The organism is Pedobacter psychrotolerans, from assembly GCF_004340665.1.
Taxonomy (GTDB): domain Bacteria; phylum Bacteroidota; class Bacteroidia; order Sphingobacteriales; family Sphingobacteriaceae; genus Pedobacter; species Pedobacter psychrotolerans.
In genome coordinates this window covers 15,479-38,268 of the sequence record NZ_SLWO01000005.1, presented here as the reverse complement: position 1 = coordinate 38,268, position 22,790 = coordinate 15,479, and the positions used below count along the sequence as shown (strand labels likewise).

Annotated in this window: 27 protein-coding genes; 21 read left to right on the top strand and 6 right to left on the bottom strand. The window is 36.2% G+C overall.

Annotated features, from left to right (window positions below):
• The first annotated feature begins 10 nt into the window (after window positions 1-10).
• The 4 genes from EV200_RS13290 to EV200_RS13275 all read left to right on the top strand — a co-directional run bounded on the left by EV200_RS13290 (window position 11) and on the right by EV200_RS13275 (window position 1,733).
• On the top strand, window positions 11-439 hold the full coding sequence (locus tag EV200_RS13290; RefSeq protein WP_229676828.1) for a YkvA family protein: 429 nt from the start codon (window positions 11-13) through the stop codon (window positions 437-439).
• Complete coding sequence (locus EV200_RS13285) at window positions 420-743, top strand: DUF2752 domain-containing protein (protein WP_132533402.1); 324 nt, start codon at window positions 420-422, stop codon at window positions 741-743. Before EV200_RS13290 ends, EV200_RS13285 begins: the two co-directional genes overlap by 20 nt.
• Before the next feature lie 4 nt (window positions 744-747).
• Window positions 748-1,221 (top strand): CCC motif membrane protein, encoded by a 474-nt coding sequence (locus EV200_RS13280; RefSeq protein ID WP_208864549.1) that lies wholly within the window; start codon window positions 748-750, stop codon window positions 1,219-1,221.
• A gap of 101 nt (window positions 1,222-1,322) precedes the next feature.
• Window positions 1,323-1,733 (top strand): BrxA/BrxB family bacilliredoxin, encoded by a 411-nt coding sequence (locus EV200_RS13275; protein WP_132533400.1) that lies wholly within the window; start codon window positions 1,323-1,325, stop codon window positions 1,731-1,733.
• A 60-nt stretch (window positions 1,734-1,793) separates the two neighbouring features.
• Here EV200_RS13275 and cdaA read toward each other — a convergent pair whose 3' ends face one another.
• Both cdaA and folP read right to left on the bottom strand, forming a co-directional pair.
• Window positions 1,794-2,585 (bottom strand): diadenylate cyclase CdaA, encoded by a 792-nt coding sequence (gene cdaA, locus EV200_RS13270; protein ID WP_132533398.1) that lies wholly within the window; start codon window positions 2,583-2,585, stop codon window positions 1,794-1,796.
• 85 nt (window positions 2,586-2,670) lie between these two features.
• Window positions 2,671-3,537, bottom strand: a complete 867-nt coding sequence (folP, locus tag EV200_RS13265) for a dihydropteroate synthase (RefSeq protein WP_132533396.1) — start codon at window positions 3,535-3,537, stop codon at window positions 2,671-2,673.
• Between the two features lie 100 nt (window positions 3,538-3,637).
• Between folP and EV200_RS13260 the strand changes: the two genes are divergently transcribed.
• The 5 genes from EV200_RS13260 to EV200_RS13240 all read left to right on the top strand — a co-directional run bounded on the left by EV200_RS13260 (window position 3,638) and on the right by EV200_RS13240 (window position 7,423).
• On the top strand, window positions 3,638-4,180 hold the full coding sequence (locus tag EV200_RS13260; RefSeq protein WP_132534102.1) for a DUF1599 domain-containing protein: 543 nt from the start codon (window positions 3,638-3,640) through the stop codon (window positions 4,178-4,180).
• Between the two features lie 63 nt (window positions 4,181-4,243).
• Window positions 4,244-5,398, top strand: a complete 1,155-nt coding sequence (locus EV200_RS13255) for a BT_3928 family protein (protein WP_132533394.1) — start codon at window positions 4,244-4,246, stop codon at window positions 5,396-5,398.
• Entirely contained in the window at window positions 5,395-6,450 is a 1,056-nt protein-coding gene (locus EV200_RS13250; RefSeq protein WP_132533392.1) for an ABC transporter permease, read from the top strand. The genes EV200_RS13255 and EV200_RS13250 overlap by 4 nt, the downstream gene beginning before the upstream one ends.
• Window positions 6,451-6,452: 2 nt before the next feature.
• Complete coding sequence (locus EV200_RS13245) at window positions 6,453-6,899, top strand: DinB family protein (RefSeq protein ID WP_132533390.1); 447 nt, start codon at window positions 6,453-6,455, stop codon at window positions 6,897-6,899.
• A gap of 20 nt (window positions 6,900-6,919) precedes the next feature.
• Window positions 6,920-7,423, top strand: a complete 504-nt coding sequence (locus EV200_RS13240) for a shikimate kinase (protein ID WP_132533388.1) — start codon at window positions 6,920-6,922, stop codon at window positions 7,421-7,423.
• On the opposite strand, the gene crtD is transcribed toward EV200_RS13240, so the two are convergent.
• Window positions 7,420-8,892 carry a 1-hydroxycarotenoid 3,4-desaturase CrtD gene (gene crtD, locus EV200_RS13235; protein WP_132533386.1) on the bottom strand — a complete coding sequence of 491 codons (1,473 nt, stop codon included), beginning with the start codon at window positions 8,890-8,892 and terminating at the stop codon, window positions 7,420-7,422. The genes EV200_RS13240 and crtD overlap by 4 nt on opposite strands.
• Before the next feature lie 4 nt (window positions 8,893-8,896).
• Window positions 8,897-10,600 (bottom strand): M28 family peptidase, encoded by a 1,704-nt coding sequence (locus EV200_RS13230; protein ID WP_132533384.1) that lies wholly within the window; start codon window positions 10,598-10,600, stop codon window positions 8,897-8,899.
• A 162-nt stretch (window positions 10,601-10,762) separates the two neighbouring features.
• On the opposite strand from EV200_RS13230, the gene EV200_RS13225 reads away from it, so the two are divergent.
• From EV200_RS13225 to EV200_RS13210, 3 genes are all read left to right on the top strand, one after another.
• The gene (locus EV200_RS13225) at window positions 10,763-10,873 is read left to right on the top strand and encodes a hypothetical protein (RefSeq protein WP_029286479.1); all 111 of its coding nucleotides are present in this window, start codon (window positions 10,763-10,765) and stop codon (window positions 10,871-10,873) included.
• A gap of 195 nt (window positions 10,874-11,068) precedes the next feature.
• The gene (rlmD, locus tag EV200_RS13215; protein ID WP_132533382.1) at window positions 11,069-12,481 is read left to right on the top strand and encodes a 23S rRNA (uracil(1939)-C(5))-methyltransferase RlmD; all 1,413 of its coding nucleotides are present in this window, start codon (window positions 11,069-11,071) and stop codon (window positions 12,479-12,481) included.
• A 76-nt stretch (window positions 12,482-12,557) separates the two neighbouring features.
• On the top strand, window positions 12,558-12,971 hold the full coding sequence (locus tag EV200_RS13210; RefSeq protein ID WP_132533380.1) for a hypothetical protein: 414 nt from the start codon (window positions 12,558-12,560) through the stop codon (window positions 12,969-12,971).
• A 128-nt stretch (window positions 12,972-13,099) separates the two neighbouring features.
• Here the strand turns inward: EV200_RS13210 and EV200_RS13205 are convergent, their stop codons facing one another.
• A complete protein-coding gene (locus tag EV200_RS13205; protein WP_132533378.1) occupies window positions 13,100-13,804 on the bottom strand; it encodes a head GIN domain-containing protein in 705 nt (234 codons plus the stop codon).
• Between the two features lie 129 nt (window positions 13,805-13,933).
• On the opposite strand from EV200_RS13205, the gene EV200_RS13200 reads away from it, so the two are divergent.
• The 8 genes from EV200_RS13200 to EV200_RS13165 all read left to right on the top strand — a co-directional run bounded on the left by EV200_RS13200 (window position 13,934) and on the right by EV200_RS13165 (window position 20,192).
• Window positions 13,934-14,440, top strand: coding sequence for a phosphoribosyltransferase family protein (locus EV200_RS13200; protein WP_132533376.1), 507 nt, complete (start codon window positions 13,934-13,936; stop codon window positions 14,438-14,440).
• Window positions 14,441-14,538: 98 nt separating this feature from the next.
• Window positions 14,539-15,162, top strand: coding sequence for a 1-acyl-sn-glycerol-3-phosphate acyltransferase (locus EV200_RS13195; protein WP_132533374.1), 624 nt, complete (start codon window positions 14,539-14,541; stop codon window positions 15,160-15,162).
• A complete protein-coding gene (locus EV200_RS13190; RefSeq protein ID WP_132533372.1) occupies window positions 15,159-16,256 on the top strand; it encodes a glycosyltransferase in 1,098 nt (365 codons plus the stop codon). Before EV200_RS13195 ends, EV200_RS13190 begins: the two co-directional genes overlap by 4 nt.
• Window positions 16,226-16,900, top strand: coding sequence for a carotenoid biosynthesis protein (locus tag EV200_RS13185; protein WP_132533370.1), 675 nt, complete (start codon window positions 16,226-16,228; stop codon window positions 16,898-16,900). Before EV200_RS13190 ends, EV200_RS13185 begins: the two co-directional genes overlap by 31 nt.
• A gap of 12 nt (window positions 16,901-16,912) precedes the next feature.
• Complete coding sequence (locus tag EV200_RS13180) at window positions 16,913-17,761, top strand: 4-hydroxy-3-methylbut-2-enyl diphosphate reductase (RefSeq protein ID WP_132533368.1); 849 nt, start codon at window positions 16,913-16,915, stop codon at window positions 17,759-17,761.
• A gap of 74 nt (window positions 17,762-17,835) precedes the next feature.
• A complete protein-coding gene (locus EV200_RS13175; protein WP_132533366.1) occupies window positions 17,836-18,507 on the top strand; it encodes a fatty acid desaturase in 672 nt (223 codons plus the stop codon).
• Window positions 18,508-18,665: 158 nt separating this feature from the next.
• Window positions 18,666-19,676: a ferrochelatase gene (gene hemH / locus EV200_RS13170; RefSeq protein ID WP_132533364.1), complete on the top strand. Its 1,011-nt coding sequence runs from the start codon at window positions 18,666-18,668 to the stop codon at window positions 19,674-19,676.
• A 9-nt stretch (window positions 19,677-19,685) separates the two neighbouring features.
• A complete protein-coding gene (locus EV200_RS13165) occupies window positions 19,686-20,192 on the top strand; it encodes a gluconokinase (RefSeq protein WP_132533362.1) in 507 nt (168 codons plus the stop codon).
• Here the strand turns inward: EV200_RS13165 and EV200_RS13160 are convergent.
• On the bottom strand, window positions 20,182-21,417 hold the full coding sequence (locus tag EV200_RS13160) for a 3-deoxy-D-manno-octulosonic acid transferase (protein WP_132534100.1): 1,236 nt from the start codon (window positions 21,415-21,417) through the stop codon (window positions 20,182-20,184). The genes EV200_RS13165 and EV200_RS13160 overlap by 11 nt on opposite strands.
• A gap of 62 nt (window positions 21,418-21,479) precedes the next feature.
• Here EV200_RS13160 and EV200_RS13155 point away from each other — a divergent pair, with 62 nt between their 5' ends.
• Complete coding sequence (locus EV200_RS13155) at window positions 21,480-22,790, top strand: UDP-glucose dehydrogenase family protein (RefSeq protein WP_132533360.1); 1,311 nt, start codon at window positions 21,480-21,482, stop codon at window positions 22,788-22,790.

Below are 22,790 nucleotides of genomic sequence, written 5' to 3'. Positions count from 1 at the left end.
CGTTATGAAGATGAACAGACAAAAAATATTGGATTTTTTCAGGAAATCTGAAAACAGGGCAACTGTAATCCTGAAAGATAAATCCAAAGCCAATACCACAATAAAAGATGCATTAGGCAAAGCTGTAAGCAATAAAGGACAGCTGGATGGTGTTTGGGAAAAAATGGTATTGCTGTTCGCTGTGTCAAAAGATTATGTTAACGGAAATTATACTGAAATTCCTAAGCGTTCAATTGTAGCCATTTTAGGCGGCTTGGTTTACTTTTTATCACCGATAGATGTGGTGCCAGATTTTGTTCCGGTATTGGGTTTTATTGATGATATTTTTATATTAAATTTAGTTTACAGGCAAGTGGTTAAAGATCTTGAAAATTACAAAGCCTGGAAAGATGCACAAATTGAATATATAGAAGACGTAGATGGCTCAACCGCAACATAGTTTTTTAGACTGGCTGAATCAACATCTTTTTGCTTGTCCATTTAAATCTCATTTCGGGTTTGACTGTCCCGGATGTGGCTTCCAGCGATCGGTTATTTCCTTGTTTAGAGGGAATTTAATTGAATCCTTCAAACTTTACCCAGCTGCAATACCGCTTATTTTATTAACAATTTTTACCTTATTTCATCTTAAGCTAGATTTTAAAAGCGGGGCACAGATAATCAAAATTGCTTTTGCAGGTATTGCAATAATTATTTTTATCAATTACATTTATAAAATATACACTCATCAACTTATCATCTAATCCCATGTCAGAAGAACAGGAAAAACCTCAGGAAAATCAACCTATTAATCTGAGTAAGAACGAAATACCACAACCCAATGCTGGAAACACTGGATTTGCGACGCCTCCACCATTTCAACAACCTCCACCATTTGGGCAGTTTGGCGGCGGAATGGGCATGGGGCAGCAAAACCTTCCTAATGCTACTGCTTCATTAATACTAGGTATAATTGCAATTCCAGCCTGCTGTTTTTACGGCATATTTGGTTTGATTTTCGGCATTATTGCCTGGGTTTTAGGTGCTGGCGATATGAAAAAATATCAGCTAAATCCTACTTTTTATACTGAGTCATCTTATAAAAACGCAAAGGCAGGTAAAATTTGCGGAATGATTGCCACGATATTAAGCGTATTGTTTATCGCAATTGTAATTTTAGTTATTGTAGGTGCAATTGCAAATCCTGCTGCTTACGATAAATTCTTCAAAGGAATTCATTAACAGCTTACTAATTTTACCTTAAAAATATAAATCGGATGACACATGCCATCCGATTTTGTTATTTTTGTACTATTCAAATTGTAAATAAAAAACTCACGATAATGTATCCAGAATATTTAGTAGAACCAATGCGTAAGGAATTAACCAACGTTGGTTTTGAAGAATTAAAAAATGCAGCAGATGTAGATCAGGCTATAAAAGGTGAAGGAACTGTATTGGTAGTTGTAAATTCTGTATGCGGTTGCGCGGCAGCAAATGCACGTCCGGCAGCAAGAGCAGCAGCAGCGCATGAAAAACACCCTGATAAATTGGTAACAGTTTTTGCCGGTATGGAAAAAGAAGCTGTAGACCAAGCCAGAAATTATATGATGCCATTCCCTCCATCATCACCTGCTATGGCACTTTTTAAAGATGGCAAATTGGTGCACATGATTGAACGTCATCAAATTGAAGGCAGACCAGCTCAAATGATTGCTGATAACCTGATTGGTGCTTTCGAACAATACTGCTAGTTTTTGGATTTGGTTGGTTAGTTTTTTAGTCTTCTAAATTTCTAACCAACTAAAAACAAATTAAAAATCCTTATTGAGCAATTTCTCCAGCTCTCCAAACGAAACATTCATTCTCACTCTGCCCTGTTTGGCATAAGATATTTCTCCGGTTTCTTCAGAGATGATTACGGCAACAGCATCTGTAGTTTCAGAAACACCAATACCCGCCCGATGTCTTAATCCAAATTGCGAAGGCAACTGATCGTTATCAGTTAAAGGAAGAATGCAACTCGCACTTTTGATTTTATTTTCAGAGATTACAACTGCTCCATCATGCAAAGGACTGTTTTTTTGAAATATGCTTTCTAATAATCTCTTGGAGATTTTAGCATCTACCACCTCGCAACTATTTGCGAAAAATTGTTCGTCGTAAAACTTAACAAATACAATAAGCGCACCTGTTCTTGTTTTTTTCATTGTTTTACAAGCGTCTATAATCGGCTTAATGCGAGTCAGGTTGTTTCTTTCAATTTCCTTTCTTCCAAATAAATAGCCCCACCAGGCCTTATTCTTCTGCAGGAATGCATTTTTTCCGATCATTAACAAAAAACGTCTGATCTCGGGATGGAAGATGACGATTAAAGCAATAATGCCCACGCTCATAAATTTCTCAATGATAGTGGTCAGTAACTCCATATGCAAGCCTTTTACCACCCAGTAAAAAACCGTGATGATAAACATACCCACAAGAAGATTTACAGCAAGTGTATTCCGAATCAGGGTATAGACATAATAGATTAAGAGTGCCACCAGCACAATATCTACCACATCGGTTACAGATATTTTAAGAAAATCGAAATCAAATCCTTTCATTAATGGCAAGATAGCAAAACCGTTTTCAGTTTACAATTTTCAATTGATTTGATAACAGTTATTTTGACCTTTATAACGCATTGAACTAATGAACAAATGAGCCATTTATTCTTGAAATCAGTTGTACACATTCCATAGCCTCCCTTACGTCATGAACACGCAGGATACCAGCACCTTTTTGTAAGGCAAAGGTATTTAAAATAGTGGTTCCATTTAAGGCTTCGGCAGCTGTTGATTGAAGTGCCTTGTAAATCATGCCTTTTCTGGAAAAACCGACCAGTACCGGAAGCTTAAATATTTTGAAGGCATCCAGGTTTTGGAGCAATTCATAATTATGTTCGATGGTTTTACCAAATCCAAATCCGGGATCCATAATAACATCGTGAACATGAAGTGCCTTTAATGCTGCAATCTTTTTAGCCAGGTGATCAATCACATCCAGGGTTACATTTTGGTATGTTGGATTTTGATGCATATTTTGCGGCGTACCTTGCATATGCATGATGATATAAGGCACCTGAAGCCTGGCCACTGTTTCAAACATACGGTTGTCTAAATCTCCTGCTGATATATCATTTATGATCTGTGCACCTGCAAGGATGGTTTCTTCGGCTACTTTTGCCCTAAAGGTATCAACTGAGATAACCACCTTCGGAAATTCCTTCACCAGACTTTCTATCACCGGAATCAGTCGGTCTGATTCTTCAGTTTCTGAGATATCAATGGCGCCTGGTCTGGATGAGTAGCCACCAATATCGATGAAGGTTGCGCCTTCTTTTAAAAAGGCTTCGGTTTTTACCAACGCATCATCAACAGATTTTGTACGGCTATTGCTGTAAAAAGAATCGGGTGTAACATTTAAAATAGCCATTACTTTTGGCGAGCTTAAATCCATTAACTTTCCCTTTATATTGATGCTTTGTTTGGGTTCAAAAAAGTTTTTTTCTGACATGATAAACCCTTTCGGGATTTGAGTTTCGCTATAAAAATGTATCTTTAGCTTTTGTTTTTCGCAACAAAAATACACTAAAACTTAATAAATACTGGCTTTGATACAAACAAATACCGCTGTAGAATTTGATGAAGTAATTGCAGTTTGCAGATCATTGTTTTTGAAAAAAACTAAAGATTACGGTACCGCCTGGCGCATCCTTAGGCCAAGTTCCATTACCGATCAAATTTTTATTAAGGCTCAACGCATCCGCACCCTCGAAGAAAAAAAAGTAAGTAAGGTTGGCGAAGGAATCATTCCTGAATATATAGGCATCATTAATTATTGTGCAATCGCCATGATGCAGCTTGAATTAAGTGAAACAGATCCGCTGGAAATGCCATTTGAAAAGGTTGAAAGTTTCTTTGATGAAAAAATTACGGAAACAAGAGATTTAATGCTGGCTAAAAACCACGATTATGGCGAGGCTTGGCGTGATATGAGGGTAAGCTCATTAACCGATTTGATTTTAATGAAAATTTTCAGAGTAAAACAAATTGAAGATAATGAGGGACAAACTTTAGCTTCAGAAGGGGTGAAAGCAAACTACCAGGACATGCTTAATTATTCAGTATTTGCATTAATTAAACTTGGTGTTAAATAATTTAATGATAAAAGCCATCATCTCTCAGACTAAACCAATTCCATTGAAAATAAATAAATACTGATGAAAAATATATTGTTAAACTTTTCCCGTTTTTTTGTTGGCGCATTATTTATTTTCTCAGGCTTAATTAAGGCTAATGATCCACTGGGATTTGGTTATAAACTTCAGGAATATTTTGAAGTTTTTCACATGAATTTCCTAAGTCCGGCGGCTACAGGTATTGCCATCTTGCTTTGTACACTGGAAATTGTGTTAGGCGCATTGCTTTTACTCGGTTTCTGGAGCAAAAAGGTTGCCTGGGGTTTATTATTGTTAATCATATTCTTTACACTGCTAACGTTCATTTCTGCTGCTTTTAAAGTGGTAACAAGCTGTGGTTGTTTTGGCGATGCTATTCCGCTTACACCATGGCAGTCGTTCAGTAAAGACTTAATTTTACTGTTATTAATCATTATTATCTTCATCAATAAAGATTTAATTGCGCCTTTATTTAAAAAAACATCCCGCCAGCGAAATATTGCTATTGCGATAACCTTATTATCTTTAGGCTTCGGCCTGTATACCTATAATGTGCTTCCGGTAATTGATTTTCTGCCTTACAAGGTAGGGGCGCACATTCCATCATTAATGGTGATTCCTCCAGGTGAAAAACCCGACGAATTTGAGATCATGTATCACCTCAAAAATAAGAAGACAAAAGAGGAAAAGGATATGAGTGATAAGGATTACCTTAAAACTGAAATCTGGAAAGATAATAACTGGGAAATTATTGGTGAGCCAGTGAAACGCTTAGTTAAAAAAGGCTATGAACCAAAAATCAAGGATCTCGTGATCAGTGATGCCTCTGGTACGGATTACACGAAAGAAATTATCGAAAATCCTTACTACAGTTTGATTTTTGTGGCTTATGATTTGAAAAATACCAATGAAAATGCCATCGGGAAGTTGAATGCCATTGCAATGAATGCGACGCAGCAATTTAACATACGTACGGTTTTACTTACTTCAAATGCAGCACAGGATGCAGAAGCTTTTGTGAAAAAAAATAACCTGTTTTCGGAAGTTTTTTATGCTGATGCTGTTCCGTTGAAAAGTATGGTGAGGGCAAATCCAGGTATTTTGCTGTTAAAGAATGGCGTGGTTGTTAATAAGTGGCACAATCATAACTTACCAACCTTTGATCAATTAAGTAGAAAATATTTCGATAAGCAATGATTGGATATGCCATAAAAAAACTGCTTTATGGTTTACTAGTCATGGCAGGCGTAGTTCTGGTTGTTTTTGTGCTTTTTAATATTTTACCTGGCGATCCGGCAAGAATGACAATGGGGCAACGTGCTGACGTACAATCTTTAGAAGCTGTTCGTAAAGAATTTGGATTAGATAAATCGAAGCCGGTACAATTTCTATTGTATATTAACGATCTTTCACCCGTAAGTGTGCTCGATAATGATAATGCCACAAGAGAGAAGTATCATTTTGTAAAACTGATTAGTTTTGATAAAAAGGTATTGGCTTTAAAGTGGCCCTATCTGCGCAGTTCCTATCAAACGAAAAGAGATGTTACGGCAATATTATCAGAGACAGTTCCAAACACTTTTGTATTGGCACTAACAGCCATGATATTTGCCACTATAATTGGTGTTTTTCTCGGTGTATTATCTGCTGTTTATAAAGATTCATGGATAGATAAGTCTGCAAATGCCTTTGCTATCCTCGGTATTTCTGCCCCATCTTTTTTTGCAGGAATTATCATCGCCTGGATTTTTGGTTATATGCTCAGCGACTATACAGGTTTAAAAATGAACGGAAGTTTATATGCTTATGATCCATTCAAGGGCGAAATTTTAACTTTAAGAAATTTGTGGTTACCGATGATAACGTTAGGTTTAAGACCATTGGCGATTATTGTTCAGTTAACCAGAAGTGCCATGCTGGATGTTCTGGCGCAGGATTATATTCGTACAGCGAGAGCCAAAGGATTAAGTAGAAATGCCATTATTTATAAACATGCTTTAAAAAATGCAATGAATCCGGTAATTACAGCCATTTCAGGGTGGTTTGCCTCATTACTGGCGGGTTCATTTTTTGTAGAGTATGTATTTGGGTATAATGGTTTGGGCAGAACTACTGTTACCGCTTTAGAAATGTCAGATTTTCCTGTAGTGATGGGTTCCATATTATTTATTGCTTTTGTATTTGTGGTGATCAATATTCTGGTAGACATTCTTTATGCCTATGTTGACCCAAGAGTAAAGTTAAACTAGATATGACTGAAGAAGAAATCATCAATTATACCAAAGTTGCTGATCAGTGTATCATTGAGATTTTTAATAGAGCAACAACAGCACTGCCTGAAGCTGAGCGATTGTTCAGCCATGTCCTTAATGCACAGCATATCTGGGCGAAACGGATTTTAGGCATTGAGCCGCTTTATGGCGTTTGGGAGATTCATTCCCGGCAGGATTTTAAAAAAATCTCTGAAGAAAACTTCAAAATGATTCATGAGGCATTGAATGATAACATGCTGGATCAGGTGATTTATTATCAAAATTCTAAAGGAATCCGGTATGAAAACCAAATAGCTGATATTTTATTTCATTTATTTAATCATTCTACTTATCATCGTGGACAAGTGGTTACCTTATTAAAGGAAGCAGGTTTTGAACCACCAGTTACTGATTATATCATATTAAAACGAGACCATTTACTATAGGTCTATTGAAAAAAACACGAATGAAGATTTTTCTTATTGGATACATGGGCTGCGGGAAAAGTACAAAGGCCAAACAACTGGCACACCGTTTAGGCTGTCCGGTTATTGATCTGGATAATGAAATTGTAACAAAATCTGGTAAAACTATTGCTGAGTTTTTTGCAGAATTTGGAGAGAGTGGTTTCAGAGATTACGAAAGCGAGATGCTTAAAACGTTTCAATATCCCGAAACCTGTGTAGTGGCAACAGGGGGCGGGCTGCCGTGCTTTTTTGACAATATGGATTGGATGAATGCTAACGGAACAACTGTTTACCTTGAAATGGAGCCCGCACAACTGGTCTCTCGACTTCAAAACAGGCATAAAAGGCCATTAATTAAGGATTTAGATGATGAACAATTGCTGGATTTTATTCAGTTGAAACTGACTGAAAGAAATCCTTTTTACAGGCAGGCCAAAATTATTGTTAATGCATTTGATTTGGATGTGGAAATACTTGAAAAAGCTATAATGGATAATCTTTAACTTGGCATATTATCATCAATTATTTTAGCTGAAAGTAAGGCTAATGGAATCCCGCCACCTGGATGTACACTTCCGCCACAAAAGTATAATCCTTTGATTTTTGAACTAAAATTAGGGTGCCTTAAAAAAGCCGCAAACTGACTATTTGAGCTGTTTCCATAAAGAGAACCCTGGTATGACCCCGTTTTACTTTCAATGCTTCTTGGATCTAGAATCTGTTCACAAATAATATCTTTCTCAATATTTCTATTCAGAATGCGACTAATTTTTTTGATAATCTGAGTTCTGGCTTCCTGAATTAAAAGGTCCCAGTTTTGTCCGTTATTTGAGGGAACATTGATCATAACAAACCAATTCTCGCTGTCGTTCGGCGATTCACTTCTTAAGTGTTTAGCACTAATGTTAATATACACTGTAGGGTCATCGCTAATGATTTTATCTTTCCAAATCGCATTAAACTCCGCTTGGTAATCTTTAGCAAAGAAGATATTATGCAAACCAAGGTCGCTATAGTTTCCATCCATGCCCCAATAAAAAATCAAGGCAGAGCTACTGCGCTCCTGATTGAGTAATTTTTTTGGTGGGTCAATATTTTTAAGCAAATTTTTATACGTAAACCAAATGTCGAGGTTAGAAACTACAACTTCAGCTTTATAAGTTTTATCATAAATTTTTGCGCCCAGTATTTTAGGTTGAGCACCTTCAGTGTAAAGAATCTCCTCTACTTTTTGGTTGTAATGAAATTTTACACCCAATTCTTCTGCTAATTTTACCAAGGCAGTTACAATGCCATACATTCCGTTTTTCGGTAGAAAAGCACCGAAATGATATTCAAAATGGGGAATAACATTTAAAGTAGCAGGTGCCTGATAAGGATCTGAACCATTATAGGTGGCGTATCGATTAAACAATTGTGCTATCCGTTCATCTTTGAAGAATTTTTTATTGGCCTTGCTTTGTGCCCTGAAAGCATCAATCTGTAAAAACCTAAAAACTGATTTTAAAGTATCCCAATGTAGATAGCTTTTCAGCTTATGCAAAGTGCGCTCCAAAAATACCTGGTGTGTTACCTCGTAAATCGTCTCGCTTTTTTTAAGAAATCGATTAACCTCTGCTGCTGTAGAATTGGTTTTGGCCTCAATTTCCTGTGCAAACAAATCTATGTCTGACTTAGCATTCAACCTTAACCCATCTTCATAAAAATAACGACAAACCTCTTTCAGTTTAATATAATCGAAATAATCTTTTGGGTTTTTACCTGCAAGCGTAAAAAGTTCATCTACATATTGGGGCATGGTGAACAGGCTTGGCCCGGTATCAAATCTAAAGCCCTTCATCCTGAGCTCGCCTAATTTGCCGCCTGGTTTAGAGTTTGCTTCAAAAACGTCAACTTGATAACCCTTTAAAGTCAGGCGAATAGCAGAGGCAATTCCTGCAATTCCTGCACCGATAACAATTGCTTTAGGCATGATGCTATTTTAAATCTGCTAAATAAATACGGGTTTGTTTCTCTATCTCAACGCTCGCTAAATTAATAACAGCGTTTAATTTTGTACTAACTGTTTTAACCGGCATTTTGCGAATAGTACTTAAAGCATTAATGTACCATTTACTCCAGACTTCTAAAATATGTTTTTCATCAGCCGCTGACTTTCCTGCTGATATTGCATTCTTACTCAGCTCAAATTCTGTTTTTAGACGAATTAAACCATCATTCTTAATTTGAGCAACTGTTGCGTTAGCCATATTTTCATCAGCCGAGATTAAACTGTAAGCTGTAGTTAAAGCACTAACGCCTACATTCTTCATTTCTGTTGGAGAAACCTTGTCAATTCTATCATGATCGGTATGGTAAAATACATCAGTAAAATGCCACATCAATAGTCCGGGGATTTTATTTTGTAAAAATGGTGTGTGATCACTTCCACCTTCGAAAGGATTATAGTTAACTGTCCAGTTAGCAAATTTGCCCTGAGCTTTACAAATATCAAAAACAAAATCATTAAAATAATGTGGGAATAAATCCTTTTCCTTTACATCTCCTGCGCCCCATTCGGTGTGTTTATCATTTCCCCTAGTCCAGATAGCAGATGGGTCTGGCATTTTTTCAATCAAAAACGAACCTCCGGTTTTTTGAGTATTCTCACCAACCATATCCAGGCTCATTCCCCATAAAATACCTTTTGCCCTAACAGTATCTTCTGTAATGTATCTTTTTGTAGATACAATTTCATCACCCCATAAAAAAGTGAGTGTACGTTCTGGCGCTATCTTTTTTGCTTGATATAATTCGGCCGTTAATCTGGCCATTTCAGCCAGTGTACCCACACCACTGGCATTATCGTTTGCACCAGGCTCTTGCACGTGTGCACTAAAAACAAAGCGCTCGCCTGGATTTACACTACCGTTTACATTGGCTACAATTGTTAATTCTTCTGCAGGATAAATTTTAGTCTGAATATTTACTTTTAATTTCGTGATACCTTTTAGACAAGCTGCCTTCAGTTTTTCTTTGGCTGCATAGGATAGGAGCAAAGCCCAGATCTCGCTATTGGGCTTCATGCTACTAAATTGAATTGAAGTTTGGTTAATTTCAGGCTGAGTGTATTTGGGCATCGAATAGCCCAACACACCAATTGCTCCAGCCTTAGCAGCAAGTTGCAATAACCTTGATGGATGATTTTCTGAGAAAATGATCTTCCCTTTTAAATCCAGGTTTTCCATATCTGCAGGCTTGATGTTAGGGATATAAAGCACTTCTGCAGTTACACCATCAACTGGTGTTGAGCCACAATTGATAGGAATCATATTGCGGTTGGTTTGATAGGAAATTAAAGGGGTTGGATCGCCTATCAGATCGATATTTGCATTAACAGGTTCCCAGGTATTATTCTTTAAAGTACGTTTCTCTATCCGATAAGTTAAAGGTGCCTCATGTTCGTTTACCTTCTGTTCAACAAAGCCAGCATTTTTTAAAATATTTTCTACATAATGAATACTCGCATTAAAACCAGTATTACCGGGAACCCTAAAATATTTTTCAACGAAAGCGGTTGTTTTATAAGCATTATCTTCCCTAAATCCAGTGCGTGTTAATTTAAAGTATTCATCAGCTGGAGTTTGTGCATAAGTTGTTATTCCTATAAACAGTAAAAGAAAGAGTGTTTTTGTTTTCATCTTAATAAATAAAAATGAAAGATACTAAGAATATCATTGCCGGATGATTTACTTATGGCTACAGCTTATTTTACTCATGTAAAATTAATATAAACTTAACTTGTACCGTTTCGGTTTTCGGTATGAATTTTGTATAATTGCTTAAATAGAAAGGTTTTTATCATGAGCAAAGAAATATTAGAGTTTTCTGTATTAGTTGATGAAAAGTTTGACCTGAATTTTAATTGGTTAGATGGCTTTTGGGGCATTGCATTTAAATTTTTGGGAAAATAATTTTTTATAACTGAATTTTCTAAAACTGATGTCTTTCATCAGAAGTGATTTTTAGTATCAAAAATTTTCTCCTGCTCTTATATTTGCTTTAATCTTTTCTCTTTCCACTTTTAGCTTCAGTCTTTCAGCTTTCCACTTTAGTCTTTCCTCTTTCTACTTTAGTCTTTCAGCTTTTAGCCTTATATTTGCCGGATAATGAGTAGAAGAAAACCTGGTACGGTAACCATCATTCCAAACGTACAAATTATAGATATTGCTGAAGAGGGAAAAGGTGTTGGCAAAGCTGATGAATTGGTCATTTTTGTAGACAAAGCTGTTCCTGGCGATGTTGTTGATGTTCGTTTAACTAAAAAGAAAAAAAACTTTGCTGAAGCGATTATTGAACAATTACATGAAAAATCAGCATTACGTACAGATCCCTTCTGTCCTCATTTTGGAACTTGTGGCGGTTGTAAATGGCAACATATGGGATACGATTCCCAATTAAAATTCAAACAGAAAAATGTTGAAGCGGCTCTACAGCGCCTTGGTAAAATAGATACTTCTAATGCAGAGCCTATTTTAGGGTCGGTTAAAAACAGATATTACCGTAATAAATTAGAATTCACATTTTCAAATAAACGTTGGTTAGACCGAACTGATATTGAACGTGATGAAGATTTTGATATGAATGCCTTAGGTTTTCATGTTCCATTGCGTTTTGATAAAATATTGGATATTGAACATTGTTACCTTCAGGATGAACCTTCTAATTCCATCAGGAATGCTGTTCGGAAGTATGCCTTGGAACATCAGTTATCATTCTATGATTTACGCAACCATGAAGGTGTATTGCGTAATCTGATTATCCGTACATCATCAACAGGCGAAGTAATGGTTGCTGTTGTTTTTGCTTATCCGGAGCAAGATCAGATCGATGGATTAATGAATTTTATGAAAATAGCCTTCCCGCAGGTTACTTCATTATTATACATCGTTAACCAGAAGAAAAATGATACCATATTTGATCAGGATGTTCATGTGTTTGCCGGACGTGACCATATTTTTGAAGAAATGGACGGGATTCGCTTTAAAATAGGTGTTAAATCTTTTTACCAAACCAATTCTGAACAGGCTTTTGAGTTATATAAAATCACCAGAGATTTTGCAGGATTTAAAGGTGATGAACTGGTTTATGATCTATATACTGGTGCCGGAACCATTGCCAATTTTGTGGCTAAAAATGTGAAACAGGTTATTGGTGTTGAATATGTACCAACAGCAATTGAAGATGCTAAGTTTAATTCAGCATTAAATGGGATTGATAATACTCTTTTTTATGCCGGAGACATGAAAGATATTTTAACTTCCGAATTTATTGCTAGTCATGGTAAGCCGGATGTGGTGATTACGGATCCACCAAGAGCAGGCATGCATGCTGATGTGGTACAAAGATTACTTGAAATGGAATCGGCAAAAATTGTTTACGTAAGCTGTAATGCGGCTACACAAGCAAGAGATCTGGAGTTGTTAAAGGAGAAGTACGATGTGGTACGTATTAAACCTGTAGATATGTTTCCGCACACGCAGCACGTAGAAAACGTAGTGTTACTGAAATTAAAAGGATAGCAATAGAGAATGATTGAATGTATAAATTATTGTCAACATTCAATCCCCCACTCATTCAAAAATACAACCATTAAGAATGGATAGAGAAGAATTATTAAATGCAACACCAGAAGATGGTGGCGAATCTCAGAAGAAACAGGAAAGCCCTTTGGTGAGTCTGGAAAAAGATTTAGCTTTTTATGCAGATGCTATCAAAGAGGTAGGTATTGAAATTATGGTTGAAGGCATTTCAGCACATCCTATTTTTATTGCTCACCAACATCAGGTCAGCATCGGAGAAATGATCTTAAATAGAGAAGAATTAAATACCGATTGGTCTATTCAGGCCTCAACTTTAGAAGAATTTGTAGAAAAGGGAATTATCACGAAAGAAAAGAAAGAACCCTTTTTAAAAGTTTATAAAAGACCTGAAGATTTTATGTGTGTTTTTGTAATCGTACCAGAAGGGGCGAATTTTATTTATTACCCATATAAAAAGGCAGAAAGGTAATACAAAGACTTTTGTAGTTAGTGATGAAAAAGGCTCTGATGCAATGCTGAGATTAAATTGCTGTAAAAAAAAATAAGCCGCTTTGCATCCACAAAGCGGCGAATTTATCATTAACTAAACTAAAGTTCTTAATTGACGTGATGAACATCTCCGCTCTTTGAGGTTGATGTTTTATTTAGTGCTGCATTTCCTTTGAAACTCACGTCTCCGCCACCACTTGCTGCTGCTTCCAATCCTTTGTTAACATAGATACTTACATCAGATCCTCCCGATGCCTGTACTTTTGCATAATCTGTAATCAATTCATAAGCATCAATATCACTGCCTCCGCTTGATTGAATACTCATATTTGTTGCTTTGCCTTTAAGGTTGATATCACTACCGCCACTAGACTGAATGGTTAGATCTTTACTGACCAAATTTAATTTTAAGTCTGATCCGCCGGATGCCCTGATGGCCAAGCTGTTGGTTTTGATTGGGTTCTGCGTAAATACATCTGATCCGCCAGAGGCAGCAATTTCGTTTAATGTTTTATAGCTCACATAAGCTTTGATTGTACGGTTTTTAAACATGCCGCTCCAGCTAATCCCATCTTTAAATTTAATAGTGATTTTATCTCCACGTTGTTCCACTACGATATCTTCCAGGGTTTTACTATCGGATTTAATTGTAACACTTTCGGTGTTTCCCTGAGTGAGGTATAAATCAATTCCACTGCTAATGCCAATACTGTTATAATTTTTAACTGGAAAGTTTTTGCTTTCCTGTGCCATGATTACAGTTGCAGAAAAAGTAAAAAATAAGATGGTAAATATTCTGATCAGGTTTTTCATAAATTTGTTTTTTGGTTAGTCATTAGACGCAGGCAAGACAGAAACGTTGCAAGCAAGTGAAAATTATTTTTGAAATAGTTTGAATTTCACCCTTAAAATTGTTCTTTTTGTATTCAATCATTTTATACAATGGCATCGCAACTCCTCATACTTAATAAGAAACAGATTCAACAAAAGATAGATCGCATTGCGTATCAGATTTTGGAAGATAATCTAAATGAGAAAGAGGTAGTATTAGCGGGTATTTGGGATCGGGGATATAAATTGGCTTTACGTTTGGAAAAGGTGCTGAAAAAAATTGCCGGTTTTAAGCTAACGCTTTTGCGCATAGATCTTCAGAAAGAAAGCAGCAAACTTATTGCAACCACTGATTTAGATGAAAGTCAATGGAAAAATAAAGTCATTATTATCGTAGATGATGTTTTAAATAGCGGAAAAACCCTGGCTTACGGTTTAGGCGTCTTCCTGAACACCCCCCATAAAAAAATCCGTACCGTTGTTCTTGTAGATAGAAGTCATAAAATTTTCCCTGTTGCAACCGATTTTGTGGGACTGGAATTGGCTACTGTTTTAAAAGAACATGTTGATGTAATCATGGACGTTGAAGGAGAAGAAGATCGTGTTTATTTGAGTTAATTATGTCTTTAATCCCCTCAAATAAATAAATATGCTATTGGTCATTGCTTTAAAGCACAAAACTTGCAATTGACAGCAATTTTTTGCAATTTCCCGGCATGTACCGTCCTCGAAAAAATAATTTCATTTATCGCTTTTTTTCCTGGTACATTTCATTCATTATAAAGAAAGATTTTGCTGGCTTTAATCACAACTTCATTCAGCCCGATGAGCAGGCATCTATCTTAATCCTGGCAAATCATTTTAGCTGGTGGGATGGATTTTTTATTTTCTTTATTAATAAAAAGCTGTTTAAAAAAAAGTTTCATGTCTTAGTCAATGCTGAGAACTATAATAAGGTAGGGTTTTTGAAATATCTTGGTGCATTTGCTGCAGAGAGCAGTGGGAAGGATGTTTTGGGAATGCTGAATTATGCAGCTAAATTATTAGAGGATAAAAATAATCTGGTGCTTGTTTTTCCCCAGGGTAAGTTGCATTCTAATCATTTGAAAAATATCACTTTCGAAAAAGGGGTAATGCAAATTATCAAATCCTGCCAGAAAAGATTCAGCATCATTTTTGCTGCAACATTTGTAGATTATTTTTCCAATCGGAAACCAACAGTGCAAACTTACCTGCAGCAATGGGAAAGCGAAGAGTATATGAGCTTGCAATTGCTTAAAAGCGCCTATAATAAACATTATGATCAGTCGGTTGTTAAACAAACACAACTTAAAGAATGACCATTTTTATCTATGCCGTTTTAATATTTATGGTGATCCGTTTTTCGGTAACCGTATTTAACTTTCTATCTAACCCTAAATTACCTAGGGTAATCAAGCACTATAATGATTTTGTTTCTATTTTAATTCCAGCACGTGATGAAGAAGAGGATATTATTCCCCTACTTGAATCGATTAAGAATCAGGATTACCAAAACTACGAGGTGATTGTGCTGGATGATCATAGTAGTGATAAAACCTTTGAATTGGTGAGCGCTTTTTCATTAGTCAATCCACAGTTTAGAATAGAACATGGAGATGAACTTCCAACAGGTTGGTTGGGGAAAAATTATGCCTGCCATCAACTTGCGGCATTAGCAAAAGGAAAGTACTTATTGTTTGTTGATGCTGATGAAGCGATTAAAAAAGGCTTCATTAATAGCTTAATTAACAGAATGGAAATCGGTCATCTGGCTTTGATCAGTATATTTACCAATCAGGTAATGAAGTCTGTAGGTGAGTGGCTCACTGTTCCGTTAATGCATTTTATTTTATTGAATCTTTTACCGTTAAGATTGGTGAAGTCTTCTAGCAATCCGGCATTTGCTGCAGCCAGCGGACAATGTATGTTTTTTAAAGCAGATAATTACAAGAAAAATCAGTGGCACCAACAAGTACGCAATAAGGTAGTGGAAGATGTAGAAATTATGAAAGCCGTAAAATTGCAAAAATTTAATGGAGAGGCTTTACTGGGTAATGGGTTGATCTACTGTCGGATGTATAAAAATTTAAACGAAAGCCTAAATGGCTTTAGTAAAAATTTACTAGCTGGTTTTGGTAACAACGTAATTATCTTACTATTTTACCAGCTTTTGGTTACGGTAGGGCCTTTAATTTTATTATTAAACTTTAATATCTCTTTACTTGTATTACCGTTAACATTAATTTTTTTAAGTAGAATAATGGTTTCCTATTTATCAGGACAGAACGTTTTAATCAATTTATTGCTTCATCCGTTCCAGATGTTTTTCTTCTTAATAATTTCATTTTTATCCATTATACAACACATTTTTAAAACAGGCACATGGAAGGGCAGATCGATCAAAGCGATTTAAAGATTAAAAGAATTGCAGTTGGTATTATCGCTGTTTTTCATATGGTTGGCTTGGTTGGCTTTTTAATACCAGCTACACATCCTTACTTTATGAAAATGGTGCCTTTTCATTTGCTATTGATGTTTGCCATTATCGTTTTTACTTATAATGGTGATATTAAGCGCCTGTCGTTATTTGTGTGCGGTGTTTTTTTATGTGGCTGGCTGGTAGAGGTATTGGGCGTGCACACGGGGAAAATCTTTGGCAGCTATTATTATGGCGATACATTAGGATATAAAATTGCTGCAGTTCCCTTGTTAATGGGCGTAAATTGGGTGATTTTAATTTTCAGTATTGGCCAAATGATGAAAAGTTTAAAGGTTAGAAATAGTATTTTGGCATCACTACTGGGTGCGCTCCTATTAATTATTTTCGACTTTTTCATGGAACCCGTTGCCATGAAATTTAATTATTGGCAGTGGGACTGGCATGAGATACCCCTGCAAAATTATATCGCCTGGTTCATTGTATCTGTTATATTGTTGAAATTTTATTATGCCTTAGGATTAAAACAGCAAAAATATATTGGTACAACGATGTTTATCGCACAATTAATCTTTTTTGTTGTCTTATACATGACAACCGGAACAAATATTTTTGCTTAATTTTGTAACTCAATGGGCTATAACTTACAAGTCAATATAGATAAGTCATCAGGCTTTTGCTTCGGGGTAGTTTATGCTATCGAAATGGCAGAGGATATTTTAGATAACGAAGGTTATTTATATTGCCTTGGCGATATTGTTCATAATGATGAAGAGGTTGAACGTTTAACCAAACGCGGATTAAAAATTATCGATCATGAAGTTCTGCAAGACTTACGAAACGAGAAAGTTTTAATCAGGGCACACGGTGAAGCACCATCAACTTACCAATTGGCCCTTGAAAATAACCTTACACTTATCGATGCTTCTTGTCCGGTGGTATTAAAACTGCAGAACAGAATTAAAAATTCTCACGATGATGATGAGCAGATCTTGATTTTTGGTAAGCATGGCCATGCTGAAGTAATCGGCTTGCAAGGGCAAACAGATGGAAAAGCTATTGTTTTTCAGGATTTAGCAGAGCTCGATCACGTAGAATTACCTTCGAAGTTTACCCTTTACAGCCAAACTACAAAAAGTACCGACAAATTCTATCACATAAAAGATGAATTATTGAGTCGCGGTTATGAAGTAAAAGCAAATGATACCATTTGCAGACAAGTATCTAACCGCTATGGCGAATTGGAAAATTTTGTGAGTCATTATGATAAAATCGTTTTTGTTTCGGGCAAAAAGTCATCAAATGGCAAAGTGCTCTATGATGTGTGTAAAAAGCATAATGATCAGTCATATTTCATTTCCAATGTAGATGAATTGAAATTGGAATGGTTTTTAGAAAATGATAGGGTGGGTATTTGTGGTGCTACTTCAACACCTATGTGGCTTATGGAAAAAGTAAAAGCCCAATTAGAACAATACTAAACTTCTGCTCCTCTGCAACTTTTACCAGCGTTAACTGTTTATCATATAAATTATAGACATTTAATATTTCTTATTTGAAAACGAATCATGCTTATTTTGGTGTCATAATTGCCTTACTGGTGATTGCTTTATGGCTAAGCTCCCTTTCTTTTTTGCTATCATGGAATTTCGCATGGAGCAATCCCTTTGTTTACCTGATGATTTTCGTTCAAATGCATCTTTACACGGGCCTGTTTATTACCGCACATGATGCCATGCATGGTACAATCTCACCAAATAAAACGATTAATAATTTCATTGGCTACCTTTCTGTATTCCTATACGCAGGCTTTTTTTATAATCGTTTATATTCAAAACACCATAAACACCATAGTCATGTACACACCGAAGAAGATCCTGATTTTGCACCTCATGGTTTTTGGAAATGGTATTTAAGGTTTATGCTAAACTATGTAACCATTATTCAGCTCATCATTATGGCGGCAGCTTTTAATGTTTTGCAGATTTGGTTTGAACAGCGGAATTTATTGCTTTTTTGGGTTTTACCTTCACTGCTTAGTACTTTTCAATTATTTTATTTCGGCACTTACCAACCACATAAAGGAGATCATGAAAATGAATATCACTCCTCAACACTTCAAAAAAATCATCTTCTTGCTTTTTTTACCTGCTATTTTTTTGGATATCATTTAGAACATCATCAAAAGCCAGCAACACCTTGGTGGCAATTGTATAAAACAAAATAATCGATTCGTTTAAAAGATCACATACTCGATATTAATGATCCTCGAATCTGCTTCTCCACTAATGTAAATTTGACTAAAAAATGTCTAGTATCACATTTTAAGGATAGGCATAAAACAATAAAAACGCGATATTTGCGCCACAAAACATATTTTTACCAATGAGCAAAAAGGGAATTTTACTTGTAAATTTAGGAACACCTGATAGTCCGGCAACACCCGATGTTAAAAAATATCTTGATCAGTTTTTGATGGATGAGCGGGTAATTGATATTCCTAAATTGAACAGAACATTATTGGTTAAGGGAATAATTGTCCCTTTCCGGAGCCCTAAAACTGCTAAACTATATAAAGAGATCTGGAATGAAAATGGATCTCCTTTGCTATATTATAGTCGCTTACAAGCTCAAATGCTACAGGAAAAATTAGGTGACGAATATCATGTAGAACTGGCTATGCGCTATCAAAGTCCGTCTATTGCATCAGCATTAGCCAGTTTAAAGGCAGGTTTGGTAGAAAGTATTCAGGTTATTCCAATGTTTCCGCAATATGCCTCTGCAAGTTCGGGCTCGGTGATGCAGTTGGTAATGGAACTGGTGAGCAAATGGCAAACAGTACCACCAATCTCCTTTGTAAATTCTTTCCATGATAATGAGTTGATGATTAAGGTTTTTGCAGAAAATGCCAGAAAGCATCAGGTAGAAAACTATGATCATGTGCTTTTTAGTTTCCATGGATTGCCTGAACGTCAGCTTCTAAAATGTGATCATACAGGTAGCTATTGTTTAAAAACAGCAGATTGTTGCCAGACTTTAAATGAGACTAATAAATTCTGTTATTCTGCTCAGGGGCATGATACTGCCAGGTTAATTGCAAAAGAGTTAAATCTATCAAGAGATCAATATACCGTTTGCTTTCAATCTCGTTTAGGAAAAGAACCATGGGTACAGCCGTATACCACTGATGTATTGAAAAAATTAGCAGCAGAAGGTAAAAAACGATTATTGGTTTTTAGTCCGGCATTTGTAGCTGATTGTTTAGAAACACTTTATGAGATAACAGTTGAATACCATGAAGAATTCAGGGAATTGGGTGGTGAACATGTACAATTGGTAGAAAGCTTAAATGATAGTCCGGTGTTTATTGAAGCTTTAGCTGATATGGTAAAATAACTTTCTGAAATGGCGAAATTTATTATTTTAATGGGGGTTTCCGGAAGTGGAAAAACAGTTATCGGCAAAGCATTGGCGCCAGCAATTAATGCTGAATTTATTGATGGCGATAATTTACATGCTCAAAGGAATGTAGATAAAATGGCTGCAGGTATTCCACTTACGGATGCTGACAGGCAAGATTGGCTGGAATTAATTGCGCAAGTAGGGCATAAACATGTAGCTCAGGGAACAAGTTGCATTATTGCTTGTTCCGCACTTAAAAGGAGCTATCGTGATCTTTTAAGAAAAGGCAATGATTCAATCTGTTTCGTATATCTTAAAGGTAGCTTTGCTTTGATTTATGGAAGGATTTCTAAAAGATCTCATCAATATATGCCTTCGAGTTTGTTGGAAAGTCAGTTTGAGACTTTAGAAGAACCTCAAAGTGATGAGCCAGACGTTTTTGTGGTTTCGATAGATCAGGAAATCCCACAGATTGTTGAGGAAATTGCTAAAGCTGAGATCATTTCGTAATCATTGAAATGATCTGATCTGTTGCGCCCTTTTTGTCCTCTACATATTGTTTAGCAATTATTGCTGCCTCGGTATTCTCCTTGAAATCATCAAAAGCACTCATTAATTCTTCAGCTGTGCTAATACTTTTAGCCGCTCCCAAAGTAATTAAATCCTTCGCTTCCTGAAATTTATCATACTTAGGGCCAAAAATTACGGGCAAGCCAAAGGCTGCGGCTTCCAAAGTATTATGAATGCCAGCACCAAAACCACCACCAATATAAGCCACTTTACCATACTGATAAAGCGCAGATAACATGCCGATATTATCGATAATTAAGATTTGAGATTCGAGACTTGAGATTTGAGAACTGTCTGTAGCCAACTTTGTACTAAATACTGAAAACCGTACACTGCCTATCGGAAACTGTTTCTCAATACTTTCGATATGACTTTCGTGAATTTCATGTGGTGCAATGATAAACTTCCAGTTTGGGTATTTCTCCGGTAATCCTGATAAAAGTCTTTCATCTTCAGGCCAGGTACTTCCACATATTAGAGTTGGCGAATCACCAATAAACTTTTCAATTAAATCTAACCTTTTAGGTGCTTTAGCATTTTCAAAAACCCGGTCAAAACGGGTATCTCCGTTAATAGTTACATTCTCTAGCCCGATTGATTTAAGTAGATTTTTACTTTCTTCATTTTGAACAAAGAAATAAGTAGCTGCTGATAGAATCTTACGATAGAAGCCGCCGTACCATTTAAAAAATGCCTGATTAGGTCTGAAGATCCCGGAAATTACATATAAGGGAATGCTTCTGAGATGAAGCTCCTTAAAATAAAAATGCCAGAATTCGTACTTTGTAAATATGGCCATTTCAGGGTTAATTGCTTCAATAAAACTTTTAGCATGGTGTTTGGTATCAAGCGGAAGATAGAAAACATCAGCCAAGGCATAATTTTTTCTGATTTCATATCCTGATGGTGAAAAGAACGTGACTACAATTTTCTTTGAAGGGTATTTTTCTTTTAGTTTTTCTAATACAGGTCTTCCCTGTTCAAACTCTCCTAAAGATGCGAAATGAAACCAAATGTGTTTTTGATTGGCATCTATCCGCTCTGCAATTTGTTGATAAACATTTTTACGTCCACGAATAAACAGTTTAGCCTTTAGGTTGAATAAGGAAAAAATCCTGATGATGAAAGCATAAACCTGAATTCCGAGGATGTAAAGCAAAAGCATAAGTGTAATTTCATATCTTCGTGGCAAGATAAAACGAATATATTTAAAAAGCTTAAGAATATATGAAAATAGCCGTTATTGGTACCGGATACGTAGGTTTAGTTACAGGAACATGTTTAGCAGAAACAGGAAACGATGTAATCTGTGTGGATATAAATGAAAGTAAGGTGAAAAAAATGCAGGATGGTGAAGTGCCCATTTATGAGCCTGGATTAGACCTGTTATTTCATAGAAACATTGAGCAGGGGAGATTAACCTTTACCACTCACCTTGCTGATGCAGTGAAAGATGCACAAATTATCTTCATGGCCTTGCCTACGCCTCCGGGTGGGGATGGTGCTGCTGACCTTTCCTATATTTTAGGTGCGGCAAAAGATATCTCTAAGCTAATTACAGAATATAAAGTTATTGTAAATAAATCTACAGTGCCTGTAGGTACAGCAGATAAAGTTAAAGCTGTTTTTCAGGAGCATACTTCAATTGAAGTAGATGTGGTTTCTAATCCCGAGTTTTTAAGGGAAGGTGTTGCTGTTGATGATTTCATGAAACCCGATCGTGTGGTATTGGGTACCAGAAGCGAAAAGGCTAAAAAATTAATGGCCGAGCTTTACGGTCCTTATGTCCGTCAGGGAAATCCAATTTTATTTATGGATGAGCGTTCTTCTGAATTAACAAAATATGCTGCTAATTCATTTCTTGCTACCAAAATTACCTTTATGAATGAAGTGGCAAATCTTTGTGAGTTGGTAGGGGCAGATGTAGATGCAGTGAGAAAAGGAATTGGATCGGATGACCGGATTGGGAAGCGTTTTCTTTTCCCTGGGGTAGGATATGGTGGCTCGTGTTTCCCGAAAGATGTTCAGGCCTTAGTGAAATCTTCTGATGATTATGCTTATGACTTCCAGATTTTGAAATCGGTGATGGAAGTTAATGAGCGACAAAAAACTATTTTGGTAGATAAGGTGCTGAAATATTATAAAAATGATATAAAAGGAAAGCATTTTGCACTTTGGGGACTTGCATTTAAGCCAGAAACTGATGACATTCGTGAAGCGCCAGCGCTATACATTATCAAAGCCCTGATTGAGCAAGGTGCGAGCATTACCGTATTTGATCCTGAAGCGATGAAAAATGTAGAAGCTATTATTGGCGATCAGGTAAAATATGCTAAAAACCAATATGAGGCACTGGAAAATGCTGATGCGCTACTCATTGCTACAGAATGGTCGGTATTCCGGAATCCTGATTTTGAAAAAATTGATCATATCTTAAAAAATAAAGTAGTGTTTGATGGACGAAATTTGTATGATTTACAAAAAATGATCGACCTTGGCTACTATTATAACAGTATAGGCAGAAAATTGATAGATTAA

Excerpts from the sequence above, each read along its gene's own strand:
- EV200_RS13195 (WP_132533374.1), top strand. The coding sequence starts at position 14,539 with ATGTACCGTCCTCGAAAAAATAATTTCATTTATCGCTTTTTTTCCTGG.
- EV200_RS13290 (WP_229676828.1), top strand. The coding sequence starts at position 11 with ATGAACAGACAAAAAATATTGGATTTTTTCAGGAAATCTGAAAACAGG.
- EV200_RS13240 (WP_132533388.1), top strand. The coding sequence starts at position 6,920 with ATGAAGATTTTTCTTATTGGATACATGGGCTGCGGGAAAAGTACAAAG.
- EV200_RS13165 (WP_132533362.1), top strand. The coding sequence starts at position 19,686 with ATGGCGAAATTTATTATTTTAATGGGGGTTTCCGGAAGTGGAAAAACA.
- hemH (WP_132533364.1), top strand. The coding sequence starts at position 18,666 with ATGAGCAAAAAGGGAATTTTACTTGTAAATTTAGGAACACCTGATAGT.
- EV200_RS13275 (WP_132533400.1), top strand. The coding sequence starts at position 1,323 with ATGTATCCAGAATATTTAGTAGAACCAATGCGTAAGGAATTAACCAAC.
- EV200_RS13280 (WP_208864549.1), top strand. The coding sequence starts at position 748 with ATGTCAGAAGAACAGGAAAAACCTCAGGAAAATCAACCTATTAATCTG.
- folP (WP_132533396.1), bottom strand. The coding sequence starts at position 3,537 with ATGTCAGAAAAAAACTTTTTTGAACCCAAACAAAGCATCAATATAAAG.
- EV200_RS13180 (WP_132533368.1), top strand. The coding sequence starts at position 16,913 with ATGGGCTATAACTTACAAGTCAATATAGATAAGTCATCAGGCTTTTGC.
- EV200_RS13210 (WP_132533380.1), top strand. The coding sequence starts at position 12,558 with ATGGATAGAGAAGAATTATTAAATGCAACACCAGAAGATGGTGGCGAA.
- EV200_RS13245 (WP_132533390.1), top strand. The coding sequence starts at position 6,453 with ATGACTGAAGAAGAAATCATCAATTATACCAAAGTTGCTGATCAGTGT.
- EV200_RS13255 (WP_132533394.1), top strand. The coding sequence starts at position 4,244 with ATGAAAAATATATTGTTAAACTTTTCCCGTTTTTTTGTTGGCGCATTA.
- EV200_RS13225 (WP_029286479.1), top strand. The coding sequence starts at position 10,763 with ATGAGCAAAGAAATATTAGAGTTTTCTGTATTAGTTGATGAAAAGTTT.
- EV200_RS13250 (WP_132533392.1), top strand. The coding sequence starts at position 5,395 with ATGATTGGATATGCCATAAAAAAACTGCTTTATGGTTTACTAGTCATG.
- cdaA (WP_132533398.1), bottom strand. The coding sequence starts at position 2,585 with ATGAAAGGATTTGATTTCGATTTTCTTAAAATATCTGTAACCGATGTG.
- EV200_RS13205 (WP_132533378.1), bottom strand. The coding sequence starts at position 13,804 with ATGAAAAACCTGATCAGAATATTTACCATCTTATTTTTTACTTTTTCT.
- rlmD (WP_132533382.1), top strand. The coding sequence starts at position 11,069 with ATGAGTAGAAGAAAACCTGGTACGGTAACCATCATTCCAAACGTACAA.
- EV200_RS13190 (WP_132533372.1), top strand. The coding sequence starts at position 15,159 with ATGACCATTTTTATCTATGCCGTTTTAATATTTATGGTGATCCGTTTT.
- EV200_RS13185 (WP_132533370.1), top strand. The coding sequence starts at position 16,226 with ATGGAAGGGCAGATCGATCAAAGCGATTTAAAGATTAAAAGAATTGCA.
- EV200_RS13285 (WP_132533402.1), top strand. The coding sequence starts at position 420 with ATGGCTCAACCGCAACATAGTTTTTTAGACTGGCTGAATCAACATCTT.
- EV200_RS13160 (WP_132534100.1), bottom strand. The coding sequence starts at position 21,417 with ATGCTTTTGCTTTACATCCTCGGAATTCAGGTTTATGCTTTCATCATC.
- EV200_RS13230 (WP_132533384.1), bottom strand. The coding sequence starts at position 10,600 with ATGAAAACAAAAACACTCTTTCTTTTACTGTTTATAGGAATAACAACT.
- EV200_RS13200 (WP_132533376.1), top strand. The coding sequence starts at position 13,934 with ATGGCATCGCAACTCCTCATACTTAATAAGAAACAGATTCAACAAAAG.
- EV200_RS13155 (WP_132533360.1), top strand. The coding sequence starts at position 21,480 with ATGAAAATAGCCGTTATTGGTACCGGATACGTAGGTTTAGTTACAGGA.
- crtD (WP_132533386.1), bottom strand. The coding sequence starts at position 8,892 with ATGCCTAAAGCAATTGTTATCGGTGCAGGAATTGCAGGAATTGCCTCT.